The 15,197-nt window shown below is 53.6% G+C and carries 13 protein-coding genes; 8 read left to right on the forward strand and 5 right to left on the reverse strand.

Translation table 11 applies throughout. The annotated features are described in order from the left end of the window. Positions 1-59 precede the first annotated feature (59 nt). The 5 genes from xni to queF form a co-directional block, all read right to left on the reverse strand. Positions 60-815 carry a flap endonuclease Xni gene (xni, locus tag AC3ITF_RS04330; RefSeq protein WP_117343131.1) on the reverse strand — a complete coding sequence of 252 codons (756 nt, stop codon included), beginning with the start codon at positions 813-815 and terminating at the stop codon, positions 60-62. A gap of 166 nt (positions 816-981) precedes the next feature. Further along, positions 982-2,349 (reverse strand): L-serine ammonia-lyase, encoded by a 1,368-nt coding sequence (locus tag AC3ITF_RS04335; RefSeq protein ID WP_489176163.1) that lies wholly within the window; start codon positions 2,347-2,349, stop codon positions 982-984. A 50-nt stretch (positions 2,350-2,399) separates the two neighbouring features. Then, entirely contained in the window at positions 2,400-3,689 is a 1,290-nt protein-coding gene (locus AC3ITF_RS04340; RefSeq protein WP_096755890.1) for an HAAAP family serine/threonine permease, read from the reverse strand. Positions 3,690-4,250: 561 nt separating this feature from the next. Next, positions 4,251-5,615 carry a nucleotide 5'-monophosphate nucleosidase PpnN gene (gene ppnN, locus AC3ITF_RS04345; RefSeq protein WP_096755891.1) on the reverse strand — a complete coding sequence of 455 codons (1,365 nt, stop codon included), beginning with the start codon at positions 5,613-5,615 and terminating at the stop codon, positions 4,251-4,253. A gap of 113 nt (positions 5,616-5,728) precedes the next feature. Continuing rightward, positions 5,729-6,577 carry an NADPH-dependent 7-cyano-7-deazaguanine reductase QueF gene (gene queF / locus AC3ITF_RS04350; protein WP_181630323.1) on the reverse strand — a complete coding sequence of 283 codons (849 nt, stop codon included), beginning with the start codon at positions 6,575-6,577 and terminating at the stop codon, positions 5,729-5,731. 68 nt (positions 6,578-6,645) lie between these two features. Between queF and syd the strand changes: the two genes are divergently transcribed. The 8 genes from syd (at position 6,646) to AC3ITF_RS04390 (ending at position 15,165) form a co-directional block, all read left to right on the forward strand. Beyond that, on the forward strand, positions 6,646-7,191 hold the full coding sequence (gene syd / locus AC3ITF_RS04355; protein ID WP_115257591.1) for a SecY-interacting protein: 546 nt from the start codon (positions 6,646-6,648) through the stop codon (positions 7,189-7,191). A gap of 632 nt (positions 7,192-7,823) precedes the next feature. Then, a complete protein-coding gene (locus AC3ITF_RS04360) occupies positions 7,824-8,153 on the forward strand; it encodes a YqcC family protein (protein WP_096759337.1) in 330 nt (109 codons plus the stop codon). Then, positions 8,153-8,935, forward strand: coding sequence for a tRNA pseudouridine(65) synthase TruC (gene truC, locus AC3ITF_RS04365; protein ID WP_096755894.1), 783 nt, complete (start codon positions 8,153-8,155; stop codon positions 8,933-8,935). Before AC3ITF_RS04360 ends, truC begins: the two co-directional genes overlap by 1 nt. Positions 8,936-8,954: 19 nt before the next feature. Further along, positions 8,955-9,404 carry a flavodoxin gene (locus AC3ITF_RS04370; protein ID WP_096755895.1) on the forward strand — a complete coding sequence of 150 codons (450 nt, stop codon included), beginning with the start codon at positions 8,955-8,957 and terminating at the stop codon, positions 9,402-9,404. 482 nt (positions 9,405-9,886) lie between these two features. Continuing rightward, positions 9,887-11,239: a galactarate/glucarate/glycerate transporter GudP gene (gudP, locus tag AC3ITF_RS04375; protein ID WP_096755896.1), complete on the forward strand. Its 1,353-nt coding sequence runs from the start codon at positions 9,887-9,889 to the stop codon at positions 11,237-11,239. A 2-nt stretch (positions 11,240-11,241) separates the two neighbouring features. Continuing rightward, complete coding sequence (locus tag AC3ITF_RS04380; protein WP_135911479.1) at positions 11,242-12,582, forward strand: enolase C-terminal domain-like protein; 1,341 nt, start codon at positions 11,242-11,244, stop codon at positions 12,580-12,582. A gap of 21 nt (positions 12,583-12,603) precedes the next feature. Then, positions 12,604-13,944 carry a glucarate dehydratase gene (gene gudD, locus AC3ITF_RS04385; RefSeq protein WP_135911480.1) on the forward strand — a complete coding sequence of 447 codons (1,341 nt, stop codon included), beginning with the start codon at positions 12,604-12,606 and terminating at the stop codon, positions 13,942-13,944. A 78-nt stretch (positions 13,945-14,022) separates the two neighbouring features. Next, entirely contained in the window at positions 14,023-15,165 is a 1,143-nt protein-coding gene (locus tag AC3ITF_RS04390; protein WP_135911481.1) for a glycerate kinase, read from the forward strand. The last annotated feature ends 32 nt before the right edge of the window (positions 15,166-15,197 follow it).

Genomic DNA, 15,197 nt, shown 5'->3' on the forward strand with positions numbered 1-15,197 from the left:
GGCCTACAGGATTGCACGAAATGTAGGCCGGATAAGCGCAGCGCCATCCGGCAACAAAACTACCGCGCCAGACGTAACTGCTGTAGGTTCCCGTCGATATGTAAGTCCGTTTGCAACCGGGCAATATCGCGGCATAGAAATGCCATTTCTTTGTGCGCCTCGAGCTTCTTGCGCCACTTTTCCGGCACGTCATCAAGCCGGGCGTAAATCCCTTCCAGATGCTGAAACTGCACGAGCAGTTGGGTCGCACTTTTTGGGCCAATACCGGCGACACCAGGTACTTTTGAACTGCTTATTCCTGCTAGCCCCCAGTAATCCGGCAGTTGCTGAGGCTGTACGCCAAACTCTTTTTCGATGAACGGCGCATCCAGCCAGCGCTTCTGGAAATAGTCGCGAATACGCAGGGCAGGAGAGAGCAACTGGCAGTAACCTTTGTCGGTTGAGACGATGGTGGCCTGATGCCCGGCCTGGGTGACTTTCACCGCCAGCGTTGCGGCTAGATCGTCGGCCTCATTACCGCTGGAAACCCAGCAGCAGACGCCGCGCTGTTCAAAGGCCGCGCGTAAGGCGGGCATTTCTTGATGGAGTTCGTCGGGCATCGGTGGGCGACCAGCTTTGTAGTCGGGCAGCCGTTGGTGACGCCAGCCGCTGTTACGCGCTTCGTCATCAAACACCGCCACGGCGTGCGTAGGCTGGCTGTGCACGAGCAATAAATCGAGCGCGTGCTGGCAGGTCTCCACGCAGGGCGATCCCTGAACAGCGTGAATACGGCGGATGAGGTTCAGTGCATCGACAATGAGCAGATGGACGGCCACGGTGTTCTCCCTTACGAATCAGCCTGTAGGGTAACATTCACGGCGAGTGGAGGCGAAGATCTGAAACAACATTTTGCCGGATGGCGGCTGACGCCTTATCCGGCCTACAAATGACTACGGCACTGTAGGCCGGATAAGCTTGCGCCATCCGGCAATGGGTTGGGACTTAATCGCAGGTGACAACTTTCATCGCCAGGCCGCCACGAGAGGTTTCGCGGTACTTGGCATTCATGTCTTTACCGGTCTCGTACATGGTCTCGATCACTTTATCGAGGCACACGCGCGGCTCGCTGGTACGGCGCAGCGCCATACGTGCGGCGTTAACCGCTTTGACTGAGGCAATAGCGTTACGCTCGATACATGGGACCTGAACCTGGCCCGCAACCGGATCGCATGTCAGCCCCAGGTTGTGTTCCATACCGATTTCTGCCGCGATGCACACCTGCGTAGGGCTACCGCCCAGCAGTTCCGCCAGACCCGCTGCCGCCATTGAGCAGGCCACACCAACTTCACCCTGGCAACCCACTTCGGCACCCGAGATAGAGGCGTTCATCTTGTACAGGGAACCAATCGCACTCGCGACCAGCATGTAGCGTGCCAGCGAGTTAGCGTTCACTTCGCGGATAAACTTGTCGTAGTAAGCCAGTACCGCAGGAACGATCCCACACGCACCGTTGGTCGGGGCGGTAACCACACGTCCACCGGCCGCATTCTCTTCGTTCACCGCCAGCGCGAACATGTTAATCCAGTCCACGACCGCCATTGGGTCGGTGGTGGTTTTGTCACTGCTGACCAGCATGCGACGCAGCGCTGCGGCACGACGTGGCACGCGCAGTTTACCCGGCAAGACGCCTTCGGTGGTGATACCGCGTTCAATCCCGCTACGCATCACTTCCCAGACGTTAGCAAAGTGCTGTTCCAGCTCTTCTTTGCTGTGCAGGGCCAGTTCGTTTTGCATCATCAGACCAGAAAGCGACAGGCCGGTTTCCTGGCAATGTCGTTGCAGATCGGCGGCGGATTTGTACGGATAGGGCACGTTTACCGGCGAGCTGTTCGGCAGGCCGAAATGTTCTTCATCAACGATGAAACCACCGCCAATGGAATAGTAAGTCTGGCTGTAGAGGACTTTTTCGCCGTCCAGGGCGGTAATGCGCATGCCGTTTTCGTGCAGGGACAGATTGTCCGCATGGAAATTCATGCACTTATCGACCGGGAACTCCACTTCATGCTGACCGTCTGCCAGCAGCAAACGTCCGTGAGTATTCACATCCTGGATAAAGGACGGAATGGCATCGATGTCTACGGTGTCAGGCAGATTACCCGCCAGGCCCATAATAATCGCGATGTCAGTGTGATGGCCTTTCCCCGTCAGAGACAGAGAGCCGTAAACATCAACCACGACGCGGGTTACGTCAGTGAGTATTCCGCGAGCAATCAGGTCATCCGTGAATTGTTTGCCTGCTTTCATTGGACCCACAGTGTGTGAGCTGGAAGGGCCAATGCCGATTTTGAAGATATCGAATACGCTAATCATGAGGCGTCCATTGTATAACGAGATGCGCCGCCCGTAGGCGGCGCAGGGGATTAACTAAACAGCGAGTAGAAAATAGCGGAGATGGCAATCAGACCCATAATCACAACGAAGACGTTGCTGATATGGCCGCTGTACTTACGCATGGCCGGGACTTTCTGAATCGCATACATCGGCATCAGGAACAGAATCATCGCGATGATTGGGCCACCCAGGGTTTCAATCATACCGAGGATGCTCGGGTTCAGCGTTGCCACGATCCAGGTGGTAACCAGCATGAACAGTGCAGTGAGTTTGTTCAGCTTGTTGACTTCGATGGATTTGCCTTTACCACGCAGGTGCTTAATCACCATACCGTTGAAGCCTTCACGTGCGCCCAGGTAGTGGCCGAGGAAGGATTTGGTGATAGCGATCATCGCGATAATCGGTGCCATCCAGGCAATGATCGGTGCGTTAAAGTGGTTCGCCAGGTAAGACAGGATGGAGATGTTCTGCTCTTTTGCCGCAGCCAGATCCGCCGGGGTCAGGCTAAACACGCAGCTGAAGACGAAGAACATAACGGTCAGCACCATCATGATGTGAGCAAATGCCAGAATCTTGGAGCATTTCTTCTCTGCTTCATCACCGTACTCTTCACGCTTCGCAACGGCGAAGGAGGAGATGATCGGTGAGTGGTTGAAGGAGAATACCATTACCGGAATTGCCAGCCACAGGGTCAACAACAGGCCATTGCCAGTGGTTGCTGCGGAGTCAAAGGACAGGGTTTCCAGAACCGCACCGCTCCACTGAGGGATCAGGTACAGCGCCAGCAGCATCAGCGCTGCAACGAACGGGAATACCAGGATGCTCATCGCCTTCACGATCATCTGCTCACCGAAGCGCACGATGGTCATCATACCGATAATCAGGATCAGCGACAGGATGGCACGCGGCGGAGGCGTAATTGCCAACTGGTGGGTCAGGAAGCTCTCGACGGTATTGGTAATCGCTACGCTGTAAACCAACAGAATTGGGTAGATAGCGAAGAAATAGAGCAGCGTAATCAGTTTACCTGCGCCAACACCAAAGTGTTCTTCTACCACTTCGGTGATGTCTTCACCCGGATTTTTACCGGATAACACGAAACGGGTCAGACCACGGTGTGCAAAGTAGGTCATTGGGAAGGCAAGAATAGCCATGATGATCAGCGGGATCAGACCGCCAACACCGGCGTTAATTGGCAGGAACAAGACACCCGCGCCAATTGCCGTACCGTAAAGGCCCAGCATCCACATGGTGTCAGTCTTGCGCCATGCGCTGCGGGTCTGGCCCGTAACGATAGTGCTGGTTTGCGTGTTTTCCATCTATTTCTCCTGGAGGAAGCTTAAAAAGTCAGGTTTGGGTTCAATCCACTGAAAAAAGACCCGACTGTAAAACGAATTCCGATTAGCGATTTTTTATATAATTTTTCGCCGTAATAATTTTCGGGCGGAAAGATACATTTAAGTTATGAATGTATCAGTGATCGGGATCCCAAATGCAATAATCCACTTTTTATGTGGATAAATTTGGACCATTAATCTATTAAAAAATAACCAAAGCGGATTTACGGGCGCGAAGGCTAGCATTAACGACATATGACGTGAAAGAGAACGCGAGAAGATACGAGTGTTGCGCTGTAAAAACTGTCATTTTCAGTGGATTCTTGCAACTAATGATAATTTATGACGATAAGGCACGGTCGAATTTGAAAGGTAAACGTTTGCGTATTGAGGGTTTTCTGACGAAACATTATTGATGTTTATGTTAGGAGTTGAGCTATGTGACTGGTATCACTAAAAAAGCCGGCTGGCTGCGAGGCCAAAACCGGCTTGGATATGGACAAATCTGTCATCGTGGTAGCCGCAGCTACCGGGCGTTAAACATCAGGCGCAGATTTCGTAGCAAGGAATGTAGGCCGAACCCGGCAACTTCATGCGGTGCTGTGCGACAAAGCCCTGCAGCAGGTCATCCATACGGCGCATCATCTCTCGGTCACCGTGGATCTTGTACGGTCCAAACTCTTCAATAGCGTGAATACCGACTTCCTTGACGTTACCCGCGACGATGCCGGAGAACGCGCGACGCAGGTCTGCAGCCAGTACTTCAACTGGTTGATCGGGGTACAGCTTCAGGTTCGCCATATTTTCATGGGACGGTTCAAATGGCATCTGCAAATCAGGTGAAATGCGAATCGACCAGTTAAAGCTGTAGGCATCACCGGTGTCGCGGCGATTCTCTTTCACCAGCGGCATCGCTTTTTTCATCAGGCGAGCGACTTCTGAAGCATCGTCAATGATAATGCGGTAGTGGCGACGTGCGTCTTCACCCAGCGTGTGTACGATAAATTCATCCAGCACGCGGAAGTAGTCCGCACTCTCTTTTGGCCCCGTCAAGATCAGTGGCAGAACCTGATCTTTGTTCGCCGGGTTCATCAATATACCTAACAGGTACAGCAGCTCTTCCGCCGTTCCTACGCCGCCAGGGAAAATGATAATGCCGTGGGCAATACGGACAAATGCTTCCAGACGTTTTTCAATGTCCGGCATGATGATCAGTTCGTTGACCAGCGGGTTAGGCGGTTCGGCGGCAATGATTGACGGTTCAGTCATGCCGATAAAACGGCTGTCTTTGTAACGCTGCTGGGCGTGGCCCACCGCCGCGCCTTTCATGGGGGCTTCCATCGCACCAGGACCGCAGCCGGTACAGATGTTCAGCTCACGCAGGCCCAACTGGGTACCGACGCGACGAGCATACAGGTACTCATTTTCGTTGATGGAGTGACCGCCCCAGCAGACGACCATGTTCGGTGCTTCATCGACGTGCAGTGCCCGGGCGTTACGCAAGATGGAGAAGACGAGGTTGGTAATGTGAACCGAGCTTTCGAGATCCAGACGTTGAAAACGACCAGCGTTATGGATCTGGCCGTTAACGAAAAGAATGTCGCGCAGGACGGCAAACAGGTTGGCCTGCAGCGCACGAATAATGCGTCCATCAACAAACGCGTCTTCAGGCGGGTTAATCAGTTCCAGCTTAACGCCACGTTCACGGCGCAGCACGTTAATGTCGAAACTTTCAAAACGAGACAGCAGCTCTTTGCTGTTGTCGGTCAAACTGCCGGAGTTCAGGACGGCAAGCGAACAGTTACGAAACAGTTGATACAGGTCGCTGCTGGCCGTGCGTTTAAGCATATCGACTTCCAGCTGCGACAACATGTCCATTGAGCCAAGCGGGCTAATATGTGTAATCAAGTAAACTCCTTATGGGACGCAACACGTCATTCCCTGTTGATTACAATAGCTCTGGCTTATGACCTTTCACAACCTTGCGCGCGGAATCCGGCACGCAAAATTGAGAAATAAAGTTACTGACGCACTAGTCTGCCAATAGCAGGGACAAAATCGGTGTTGGTTCGCCATGGATTAATGTCCAGACCGCCGCGTCGCGTGTAGCGGGCGTAGACGCTCAGCTTTTCCGGCTGGCAGAAGCGCAGAAGGTCATTGAAAATGCGCTCCACGCACTGTTCATGGAATTCATTATGATGGCGGAAGGACACCAGATAACGCAGCAGCTGCTCCCTGTCGATTTTTCGTCCACGATACTGAATTTGTATAGAACCCCAGTCGGGCTGGTGGGTGATCAAACAGTTAGATTTCAGCAGATGGCTGACTAGCGTTTCTTCCACTGCTTTCTCGCCGCTTGTGGCGTTCTCCAGATAATCTGTGGTGAACTGGTAGTTATCGATGACAATATCCTGGTCATCGATGCAGGTGCCATTGAAATGAGCAATCGGCTGCCCTTCCAGCTCGTCGATGCGGTACAGCGCCACATGAACATCGCCTTCGGCGCAGGCGCGCAAATCGTGTTCCAGCGTTTGGCGAACGGCATCCCATGAATCAAAGCGGGTCTGGTTAAAACTGTTCAGATACAGCTTAAAGCTTTTTGATTCAATCAGATTCACGCTGGTGTAGTCTAATTCGACATGCCCGACGGCAACCTGCGGTAAACCATTGGCATTTAGCCATGACAGTTCATACAGCGTCCAGATATCGGCGCCATGAAAAGGAAGATTATCGGCCTTTAAATCCAGCGGGTCGCGGTTCAGGCTACGCGGAACGCCCTGCAACAAACTGGCATCGTAATTGTCCCGGTAATCTGTTGATTTACCGAGGGTCAGGCCGTCAAGCGCCTGATGGTTTTCATAAGAAGACATGTTTCACCGTCATAAACCAGATACACTATGCGTCAAGTGTATCCTGGCTTTTGTGAAGAGAGAAATCAGTGGACGAATTGACTGCGCAGGCGTTAACGGCCTTTACGACACGGTATTGCGATGCATGGCATGAGAAAAATAACAGCTGGCCTCTCAGCGAAGAATTATATGGCGTACCTTCCCCATGCATTATTTCCACGACCAGCGATGCCGTGTACTGGCAACCTCAGCCGTTTGTGGGCGAAACGAATGTAAACGCGGTTGAACGCGCCTTTGATATTGTGGTACAACCCGCCGTTCACGCTTTTTATACCACCCAATTTGCCGGGGACATGCACGCGCAGTTTGCCGATGAAAAGCTCACGCTGCTGCAAACCTGGAGCGAAGATGACTTCAGGCGCGTTCAGGAAAACCTGATTGGCCATTTGGTCACGCAAAAGCGGCTCAAGCTCTCGCCGACGCTGTTTATTGCGACACAGGAAAATGAACTGGATGTCATTTCGGTGTGTAACCTGTCCGGGGAAGTGTGCAAAGAAACGCTGGGGACTCGTAAACGTACGGTGCTGGCGGCCTCTCTTGCGGATTTCCTGACTCAACTTAAGCCAGTTCTGTAATCCATTTTGCCCGCATGCGTGTGAGAGATCTCTTACAAACCCTGTAGGAGATCGCCAGGTAATAAGTGAAAGCTTAATGCAGGGCCTTCATAGTAAATGTATGTAATTCAGTTAGTTGATGTTTTATTCTCTGCTTTCATATGAAAAAAACCTTAAAGGAATGTCTGTAAGTATCTTGTAAGACAAAGCGAAACAGGCGATTCTATCTACGTCGACAAGGAGTCGCACAACGAAGTGAACATCAGGATGATGACACTTCTGCAGGACACACCTGGATGGTGTTACAAGGATAGGCTTCAGGACGAAGTAAAGAGGAAAACGCTGGATGCGTTAAGGGACACCTCCAGGAAGGAGAATGAGAGCCGGGCAGGATGGTCGGCGGGTCAGGATGGCCATGGACACTTCAGGATGAAGTTTTCACATCGGGGTGATGTGAGCAGGATGCAAACGTTCAGGATGAACAGGTCGTAAGACCACAGGAAAAGTTGTCATGGATGAGCAGGGAGCACTAAAAGTAGCTGGAATGCTGCGAAACGAACCGGGAGCACTGTTTTTACAGTGCTCCCTTTTTTTATTTCCTGCCCACAAATGCTATTCTTCGCGCCAGATTTTTCATCAATGAGGTTAATTTCATGACGACTCATGACCGTGTGCGCCAGCAACTCCACGCGCTTGAAGCGCTGTTGCGTGAGCATAATCACTGGCGAATGGATGAGCCTGAGGCGCATCTTTTTACCAGCACGCAGCCTTTTTGTATGGATACCATGGAGCCGGTTGAATGGCTGCAATGGGTATTGATTCCCCGCATGCATGCTCTGCTTGATAACGCGCAGCCGCTTCCAGAGGCGTTTGCCATCGCACCGTATTACGAAATGGCGCTGACCGCCGACCATCCACAGCGTGAAGTGCTTCTCGTTGCATTACAGGAGCTGGATGCACTGTTTACCAGCGATAAATCCTGATGCTTGAGATCCTCTATCAGGACGAATGGCTGGTTGCCGTTAACAAACCTTCTGGCTGGCTGGTTCACCGCAGCTGGCTCGACCGCGATGAGAAAGTGGTGGTGATGCAAACGGTGCGTGACCAGATTGGTCAGCATGTTTTTACCGTGCATCGCCTCGACCGACCGACATCCGGCGTGCTGCTGATGGGATTGTCCAGCGAAGCCGGGCGTTTGCTATCGCAGCAGTTTGAACAGCATCAAATTCAAAAGCGTTATCATGCGATTGTGCGTGGCTGGTTAATGGATGACGCGGTGCTGGATTACCCGCTGGTGGAAGAGTTGGATAAAATTGCCGACAAATTTTCCCGTGAAGATAAAGATCCGCAACCGGCGGTCACCCACTATCGCGGACTGGCAACGGTAGAAATGCCGGTGGCCACCGGGCGTTATCCAACGACTCGCTACGGACTGGTAGAGCTTGAGCCTAAAACCGGTCGTAAACACCAGCTCCGGCGGCATCTGTCCCATTTACGCCATCCTATTATTGGCGACAGTAAGCACGGTGATTTGCGGCAAAACCGCAGTGCGGCGGAGCATTTCGGTTGCCAGCGCTTAATGTTGCATGCCAGCCAGCTTACGCTTACCCATCCGTTCACTGGCGAGCCGTTGGTGATTCGCGCGGGTCTGGATGACGTCTGGATGCAGGCGCTATCGCAGTTTGGCTGGCGTGGACTTCTCCCTGAGAATGAAAGGGTTGAGTTCAGCGAGCGGTCAGGTCAGGATGAGCAAATAGATTCTTAAGTCCCTGGAGAAAAAGGTTATGGCGGAAATTGGTATTTTTGTCGGCACGATGTACGGAAACTCGCTGTTGGTAGCCGAAGAGGCTGAAGCTATCCTTACCGGACAGGGCCATAAGGCTACGGTGTTTGAAGATCCAGAGCTGGCTGACTGGCAGGCGTATCAAGACAAATACGTCCTGGTGGTGACCTCAACGACCGGGCAGGGCGATCTTCCGGACAGCATTGTGCCACTGTTTCAGGGGATCAAAGATAATCTTGGTTTTCAGCCAAATCTGCATTATGGCGTGATCGCACTCGGCGACAGCAGCTACGTTAACTTCTGCAACGGCGGAAAACAGTTCGACGCGTTGTTGCAGGAACAAAGCGCGCAGCGCGTGGGTGAGATGTTGTTGATTGATGCCAGCGAGCACCCTGAGCCGGAAAGTGAATCCAATCCCTGGGTAGAACATTGGGGAACTCTCCTGTCTTGAGGCTTCCCCTCCCCCCTACCGGGAGGGTGTCCTGCTTGTGCCAGCAAGCAAAAAGAACGACCTGGCCATATCCTAATAAAACTGAATCGTGTTAGCTTCGGGCAAATGCCTGTAAAAACCTTCATTTGAAAGTGGTTTTACAGGCGTTTTCATAGGAGCAAGCGACCCGTTTCACACTCCTTTCTTTTCCGTCCTGATATTTCCTTATTCAACCCTCTGGTTTTCATTTCCGTGAAGTCGCTTCCAGTCACCAGGGCTTTTGCCACAAACAGGCTTGGTGTGTGGACGAAATACTGTGTTGTTGCACGGTGAGTGTTTCCTGCCTGCTTTTTATACTCCTCATGCCAGTTATAAGAAAATGCAGCATGCAAGGCGAACAACCTCCAAAAAAGCTGCCTATACACCAAACGTTACCTCTGACCCCTACCGGTTTTGCAATTCAGAGTGAGCGAATAAAAACGCGAAAATTCAGGAGTGCAACAATGAGTTCATTAAGTCAGGCGGCGAGCGGCGCGGAAAAGCGCACTAATGCTCGCTACTGGATAGTGGTGATGCTGTTTATCGTCACATCCTTCAACTATGGCGACCGCGCCACCTTATCCATTGCCGGTTCGGAGATGGCCAAAGATATTGGCCTCGATGCTGTCGGTATGGGTTACGTTTTCTCTGCATTCTCATGGGCCTATGTTATCGGCCAGATCCCCGGCGGCTGGTTGCTCGACCGCTTTGGTTCTAAACGTGTCTACTTCTGGTCCATCTTTATTTGGTCCCTGTTTACCCTGCTGCAAGGCTTCGTCGATATCTTCAGCGGCTTTGGCATTATCATCGCGCTGTTTACGTTGCGATTCCTTGTCGGTTTAGCCGAAGCGCCTTCCTTCCCCGGCAATAGTCGCATTGTGGCGGCGTGGTTCCCGGCGCAGGAGAGGGGCACGGCGGTGTCGATTTTTAACTCCGCACAGTACTTTGCCACCGTTATCTTCGCGCCGATCATGGGTTGGCTGACTCACGAAGTGGGCTGGTCGCACGTGTTCTTCTTTATGGGCGGCCTCGGGATCGTTATCAGCTTCGTCTGGCTGAAAGTAATTCACGAACCTAACCAGCACCCGGGCGTGAACCAAAAAGAGCTGGATTACATCGCCGCTGGTGGCGCGCTGATCAACATGGATCAGGCGGCAGCGAAAACGAAAGTCCCGTTCAGCGTGAAGTGGGGACAAATTAAGCAGTTGATTGGTTCTCGCATGATGGTGGGGATCTACATCGGCCAGTATTGCATTAACGCGCTGACCTACTTCTTTATCACCTGGTTTCCAGTTTACCTGGTGCAGGCGCGCGGCATGTCGATTCTGAAGGCCGGTTTTGTGGCGTCGGTTCCGGCTATCTGCGGCTTTGTGGGCGGCGTGCTCGGCGGGATTATTTCCGACTGGCTGATGCGTCGTACCGGATCGCTGAATATTGCGCGTAAAACGCCGATCGTGATGGGTATGCTGTTGTCGATGGTGATGGTGTTCTGTAACTACGTCGACGTTGAATGGATGATTATTGGCTTTATGGCGCTGGCCTTCTTCGGGAAAGGCATCGGTGCGCTCGGCTGGGCAGTGATGGCAGATACTGCGCCGAAAGAGATCAGCGGCCTGAGCGGCGGTCTGTTCAACATGTTCGGCAATATTTCCGGTATCGTCACGCCGATTGCGATTGGCTACATCGTGGGCACCACCGGTTCGTTTAACGGTGCGTTGATTTACGTTGGGGTGCATGCGCTGATTGCGGTGCTGAGCTATCTGGTGCTGGTGGGCGATATTAAGCGTATCGAACTGAAACCTGTGGCAGGGCAATGACGATGACAACACAATCGAGTCCCGTTATCACCGACATGAAGGTTATTCCGGTAGCCGGTCATGACAGCATGCTGCTCAACATCGGCGGTGCGCATAACGCGTATTTTACCCGCAATATCGTGGTACTGACCGACAACGCCGGGAATACCGGCGTCGGTGAAGCGCCGGGCGGTGAAGTGATTTATCAGACGCTCCTTGACGCCATCCCGATGGTATTAGGCCAGGAAGTCGCCCGTCTGAACAAAGTGGTGCAGCAGGTGCATAAAGGCAACCAGGCCGCTGACTTTGACACCTTCGGTAAAGGCGCCTGGACCTTTGAGCTGCGGGTTAATGCGGTAGCTGCGCTGGAAGCAGCGCTGCTCGACCTGCTGGGCAAAGCGCTCAACGTGCCGGTCTGTGAACTGTTAGGGCCGGGCAAGCAGCGCGATGCGGTAACCGTGCTGGGCTATCTGTTCTACGTAGGCGATCGCACGAAGACAGATTTGCCGTATCTGGAGACGACGCTGGGCAACCATGACTGGTATCACCTGCGTCATCAGCAAGCGATGAACAGCGAGGCGGTTGTGCGCCTGGCGGAGGCCTCTCAGGACCGCTACGGTTTTAAAGATTTCAAACTCAAGGGCGGCGTGCTACCCGGTGAGCAGGAAATTGAGACCGCCCGTGCGCTGAAAAAACGTTTCCCGGATGCACGTATTACGGTCGACCCTAACGGCGCCTGGCTGCTGGATGAAGCTATCTCATTGTGCAAGGGGCTGAACGATGTGCTGACCTACGCTGAAGATCCGTGCGGTGCCGAACAAGGGTTCTCGGGTCGCGAAGTGATGGCAGAATTCCGCCGCGCGACTGGTCTACCTGTAGCGACCAACATGATCGCCACTAACTGGCGCGAAATGGGCCACGCGGTGATGCTGAACTCCGTCGATATTCCGCTGGCCGATCCGCACTTCTGGACGCTTTCTGGTGCGGTGCGCGTGGCACAGTTGTGCGATGACTGGGGGCTGACCTGGGGCTGTCACTCGAACAACCACTTCGATATTTCGCTGGCGATGTTTACCCACGTGGGCGCTGCTGCGCCCGGCAAGCCGACGGCGATTGATACCCACTGGATCTGGCAGGAGGGCGATTGCCGCCTGACCAAAAATCCGCTGGAGATTAAGCACGGAAAAATTGCGGTTCCGGACGCCCCAGGGCTGGGCGTGGAGCTGGACTGGGAACAGGTTAACAAGGCCCATGAAGCCTACAAGAGACTGCCCGGCGGCGCGCGTAATGATGCGGGTCCGATGCAGTACCTGATCCCTGGATGGACCTTCGACCGTAAACGCCCCGTTTTCGGCCGCCACTAGATTTTGAATAAGGACTTTATTATGAGCACACAATTTACGACCCCCGTTGTTACCGCCATGCAGGTGATCCCGGTTGCGGGCCACGACAGTATGCTGATGAACCTGAGCGGCGCACATGCCCCGTTCTTCACACGTAATATTGTGATTATCAAAGATAACTCTGGTCATACTGGTGTCGGCGAAATCCCTGGCGGCGAGAAAATCCGCCAGACCCTGGAAGATGCGATTCCGCTGGTAGTGGGTAAAACGCTCGGCGAATATAAAAACGTGCTGAACGCGGTACGTAACCAGTTTGCCGATCGCGATGCCGGCGGGCGCGGTTTGCAGACCTTCGATCTGCGTACCACTATTCATGTGGTTACCGGTATTGAAGCGGCAATGCTTGATCTGCTGGGCCAGCATCTGGGCGTCAACGTCGCGTCTCTGCTGGGTGATGGACAGCAACGTAGCGAAGTCGAAATGCTCGGCTATTTGTTCTTCGTCGGCAACCGTAAAGCGACGCCGCTGCCGTATCAGAGCCAGCCAGATGAAAAATGTGACTGGTATCGCCTGCGTCATGAAGAAGCAATGACCCCGGATGCGGTGGTGCGTCTTGCGGAGGCAGCGTATGAGAAATATGGTTTCAACGACTTTAAACTGAAAGGCGGCGTGCTGGCAGGGGAAGAAGAGGCGGAATCGATTGTGGCGCTGGCGAAACGCTTCCCACAGGCACGAGTGACGCTGGATCCTAACGGTGCGTGGTCGCTCAATGAAGCCATTAGCATCGGTAAATATCTGAAAGGCTCTCTGGCCTATGCAGAAGATCCGTGCGGTGCCGAACAGGGCTTCTCCGGGCGTGAAGTGATGGCGGAATTCCGTCGCGCGACCGGGCTGCCGACGGCCACCAACATGATTGCTACTGACTGGCGTCAGATGGGACATACGCTGTCGCTGCAATCCGTTGATATCCCGCTGGCGGACCCGCATTTCTGGACCATGCAGGGTTCGGTGCGTGTGGCGCAGATGTGCCATGAGTTCGGTCTGACCTGGGGCTCACACTCCAACAACCACTTTGATATCTCGCTGGCGATGTTCACTCATGTGGCGGCAGCGGCACCGGGCAAGGTCACCGCCATCGATACCCACTGGATCTGGCAGGAAGGCAATCAGCGCCTGACCAAGGAGCCGTTTGAAATCAAAGGCGGCATGGTACAGGTTCCGGCAAAACCGGGTCTGGGTGTAGAGATCGATATGGATCAGGTAATGAAAGCCCACGAACTGTATCAGCAACACGGCTTGGGTGCGCGTGATGATGCCATGGGAATGCAATACCTGATCCCGAACTGGACGTTTGATAACAAGCGCCCGTGCATGGTTCGCTAAGCGTTATGCCGGTTCTGACAGGAACCGGCACTTCTTCAGGTGTATGATTAACAGAATCAACATGCATAAGGACGGCTTATGAAAATAGTCATTGCTCCGGACTCTTACAAAGAGAGTCTGAGTGCGCTTGAGGTAGCAACTGCGATTGAGCAGGGTTTTCGTGAGATCTGGCCTGATGCGGATTACGTCAAGATCCCGGTTGCCGATGGCGGCGAGGGAACAGTTGAAGCGATGGTTGCCGCAACCGCAGGACGCCTTGTTCATGTTGATGTTACAGGCCCTCTGGGGAGCAGTGTTCAGGCATTTTATGGTTTATCGGGAGATGCGCGCTCGGCATTTATTGAGATGGCTGCAGCCAGCGGGCTGGCGCTGGTACCCGTGGGTTCACGTGACCCGCTAAAAACCACCTCCAGGGGAACCGGAGAGCTGATACGTCACGCGCTGGACGCGGGCGTGGAGCATATCGTCATTGGCATTGGTGGTAGCGCAACCAACGATGGCGGCGCGGGGATGGTGCAGGCGCTAGGTGCAAGATTACTGGATGCGCAGGATAACGATATTGCCCATGGTGGTGCGGGACTGGAAGCGCTTGCCAGGATTGATATCTCGCAGTTAGATGCGCGCCTTGCCGCGTGTCGAATCGAAGTAGCCTGCGACGTGACGAACCGGCTTACCGGTAAAGAGGGCGCGTCGGCGGTATTCGGCCCGCAAAAAGGGGCCACGCCAGAAGTGGTTGCCCGTTTGGATCGAGCGTTAACCCATTATGCTCAGCTGATCTCCCGCGATCTGGACGTTAACGTTCTGGAACTGGCTGGCGGCGGTGCCGCCGGGGGCATGGGCGCGGCACTGTATGCATTTTGCGGCGCACAGTTGCGTAGCGGTATTGAGATCGTGACCGATGCGTTGCATCTTGATGCCTGGGTCGCAGATGCCGATTTAGTGGTGACCGGTGAAGGGCGTATCGACAGCCAGACCATACATGGCAAAGTCCCCGTTGGTGTAGCGAACGTTGCGAAGCGTTATAACAAACCGGTTATCGGTATTGCCGGCAGCCTGACCCCGGATGTGGGCATTGTGCATGACCATGGTATTGATGCTGTTTTTAGCGTGATTTATACCATCTGTACGCTGGAAGATGCGCTGAAGAATGCGAAAGAAAATGTCCGCATGACGGCTCGCAACGTGGCTGCAACCCTCAATGCAGGGCTGCAGTTACGCTGAGTTGTAGGCCGGATGAGGCGTTTACGCCGCAT

This window comes from Citrobacter sp. KH_055_1, assembly GCF_057838705.1.

Coding starts and splice junctions, on each gene's coding strand:
- AC3ITF_RS04360 (WP_096759337.1), top strand. CDS start 7,824: ATGACGACTCATGACCGTGTGCGCCAGCAACTCCACGCGCTTGAAGCG.
- gudD (WP_135911480.1), top strand. CDS start 12,604: ATGAGCACACAATTTACGACCCCCGTTGTTACCGCCATGCAGGTGATC.
- AC3ITF_RS04335 (WP_489176163.1), bottom strand. CDS start 2,349: ATGATTAGCGTATTCGATATCTTCAAAATCGGCATTGGCCCTTCCAGC.
- gudP (WP_096755896.1), top strand. CDS start 9,887: ATGAGTTCATTAAGTCAGGCGGCGAGCGGCGCGGAAAAGCGCACTAAT.
- queF (WP_181630323.1), bottom strand. CDS start 6,577: ATGTCTTCTTATGAAAACCATCAGGCGCTTGACGGCCTGACCCTCGGT.
- truC (WP_096755894.1), top strand. CDS start 8,153: ATGCTTGAGATCCTCTATCAGGACGAATGGCTGGTTGCCGTTAACAAA.
- AC3ITF_RS04390 (WP_135911481.1), top strand. CDS start 14,023: ATGAAAATAGTCATTGCTCCGGACTCTTACAAAGAGAGTCTGAGTGCG.
- AC3ITF_RS04380 (WP_135911479.1), top strand. CDS start 11,242: ATGACAACACAATCGAGTCCCGTTATCACCGACATGAAGGTTATTCCG.
- AC3ITF_RS04370 (WP_096755895.1), top strand. CDS start 8,955: ATGGCGGAAATTGGTATTTTTGTCGGCACGATGTACGGAAACTCGCTG.
- AC3ITF_RS04340 (WP_096755890.1), bottom strand. CDS start 3,689: ATGGAAAACACGCAAACCAGCACTATCGTTACGGGCCAGACCCGCAGC.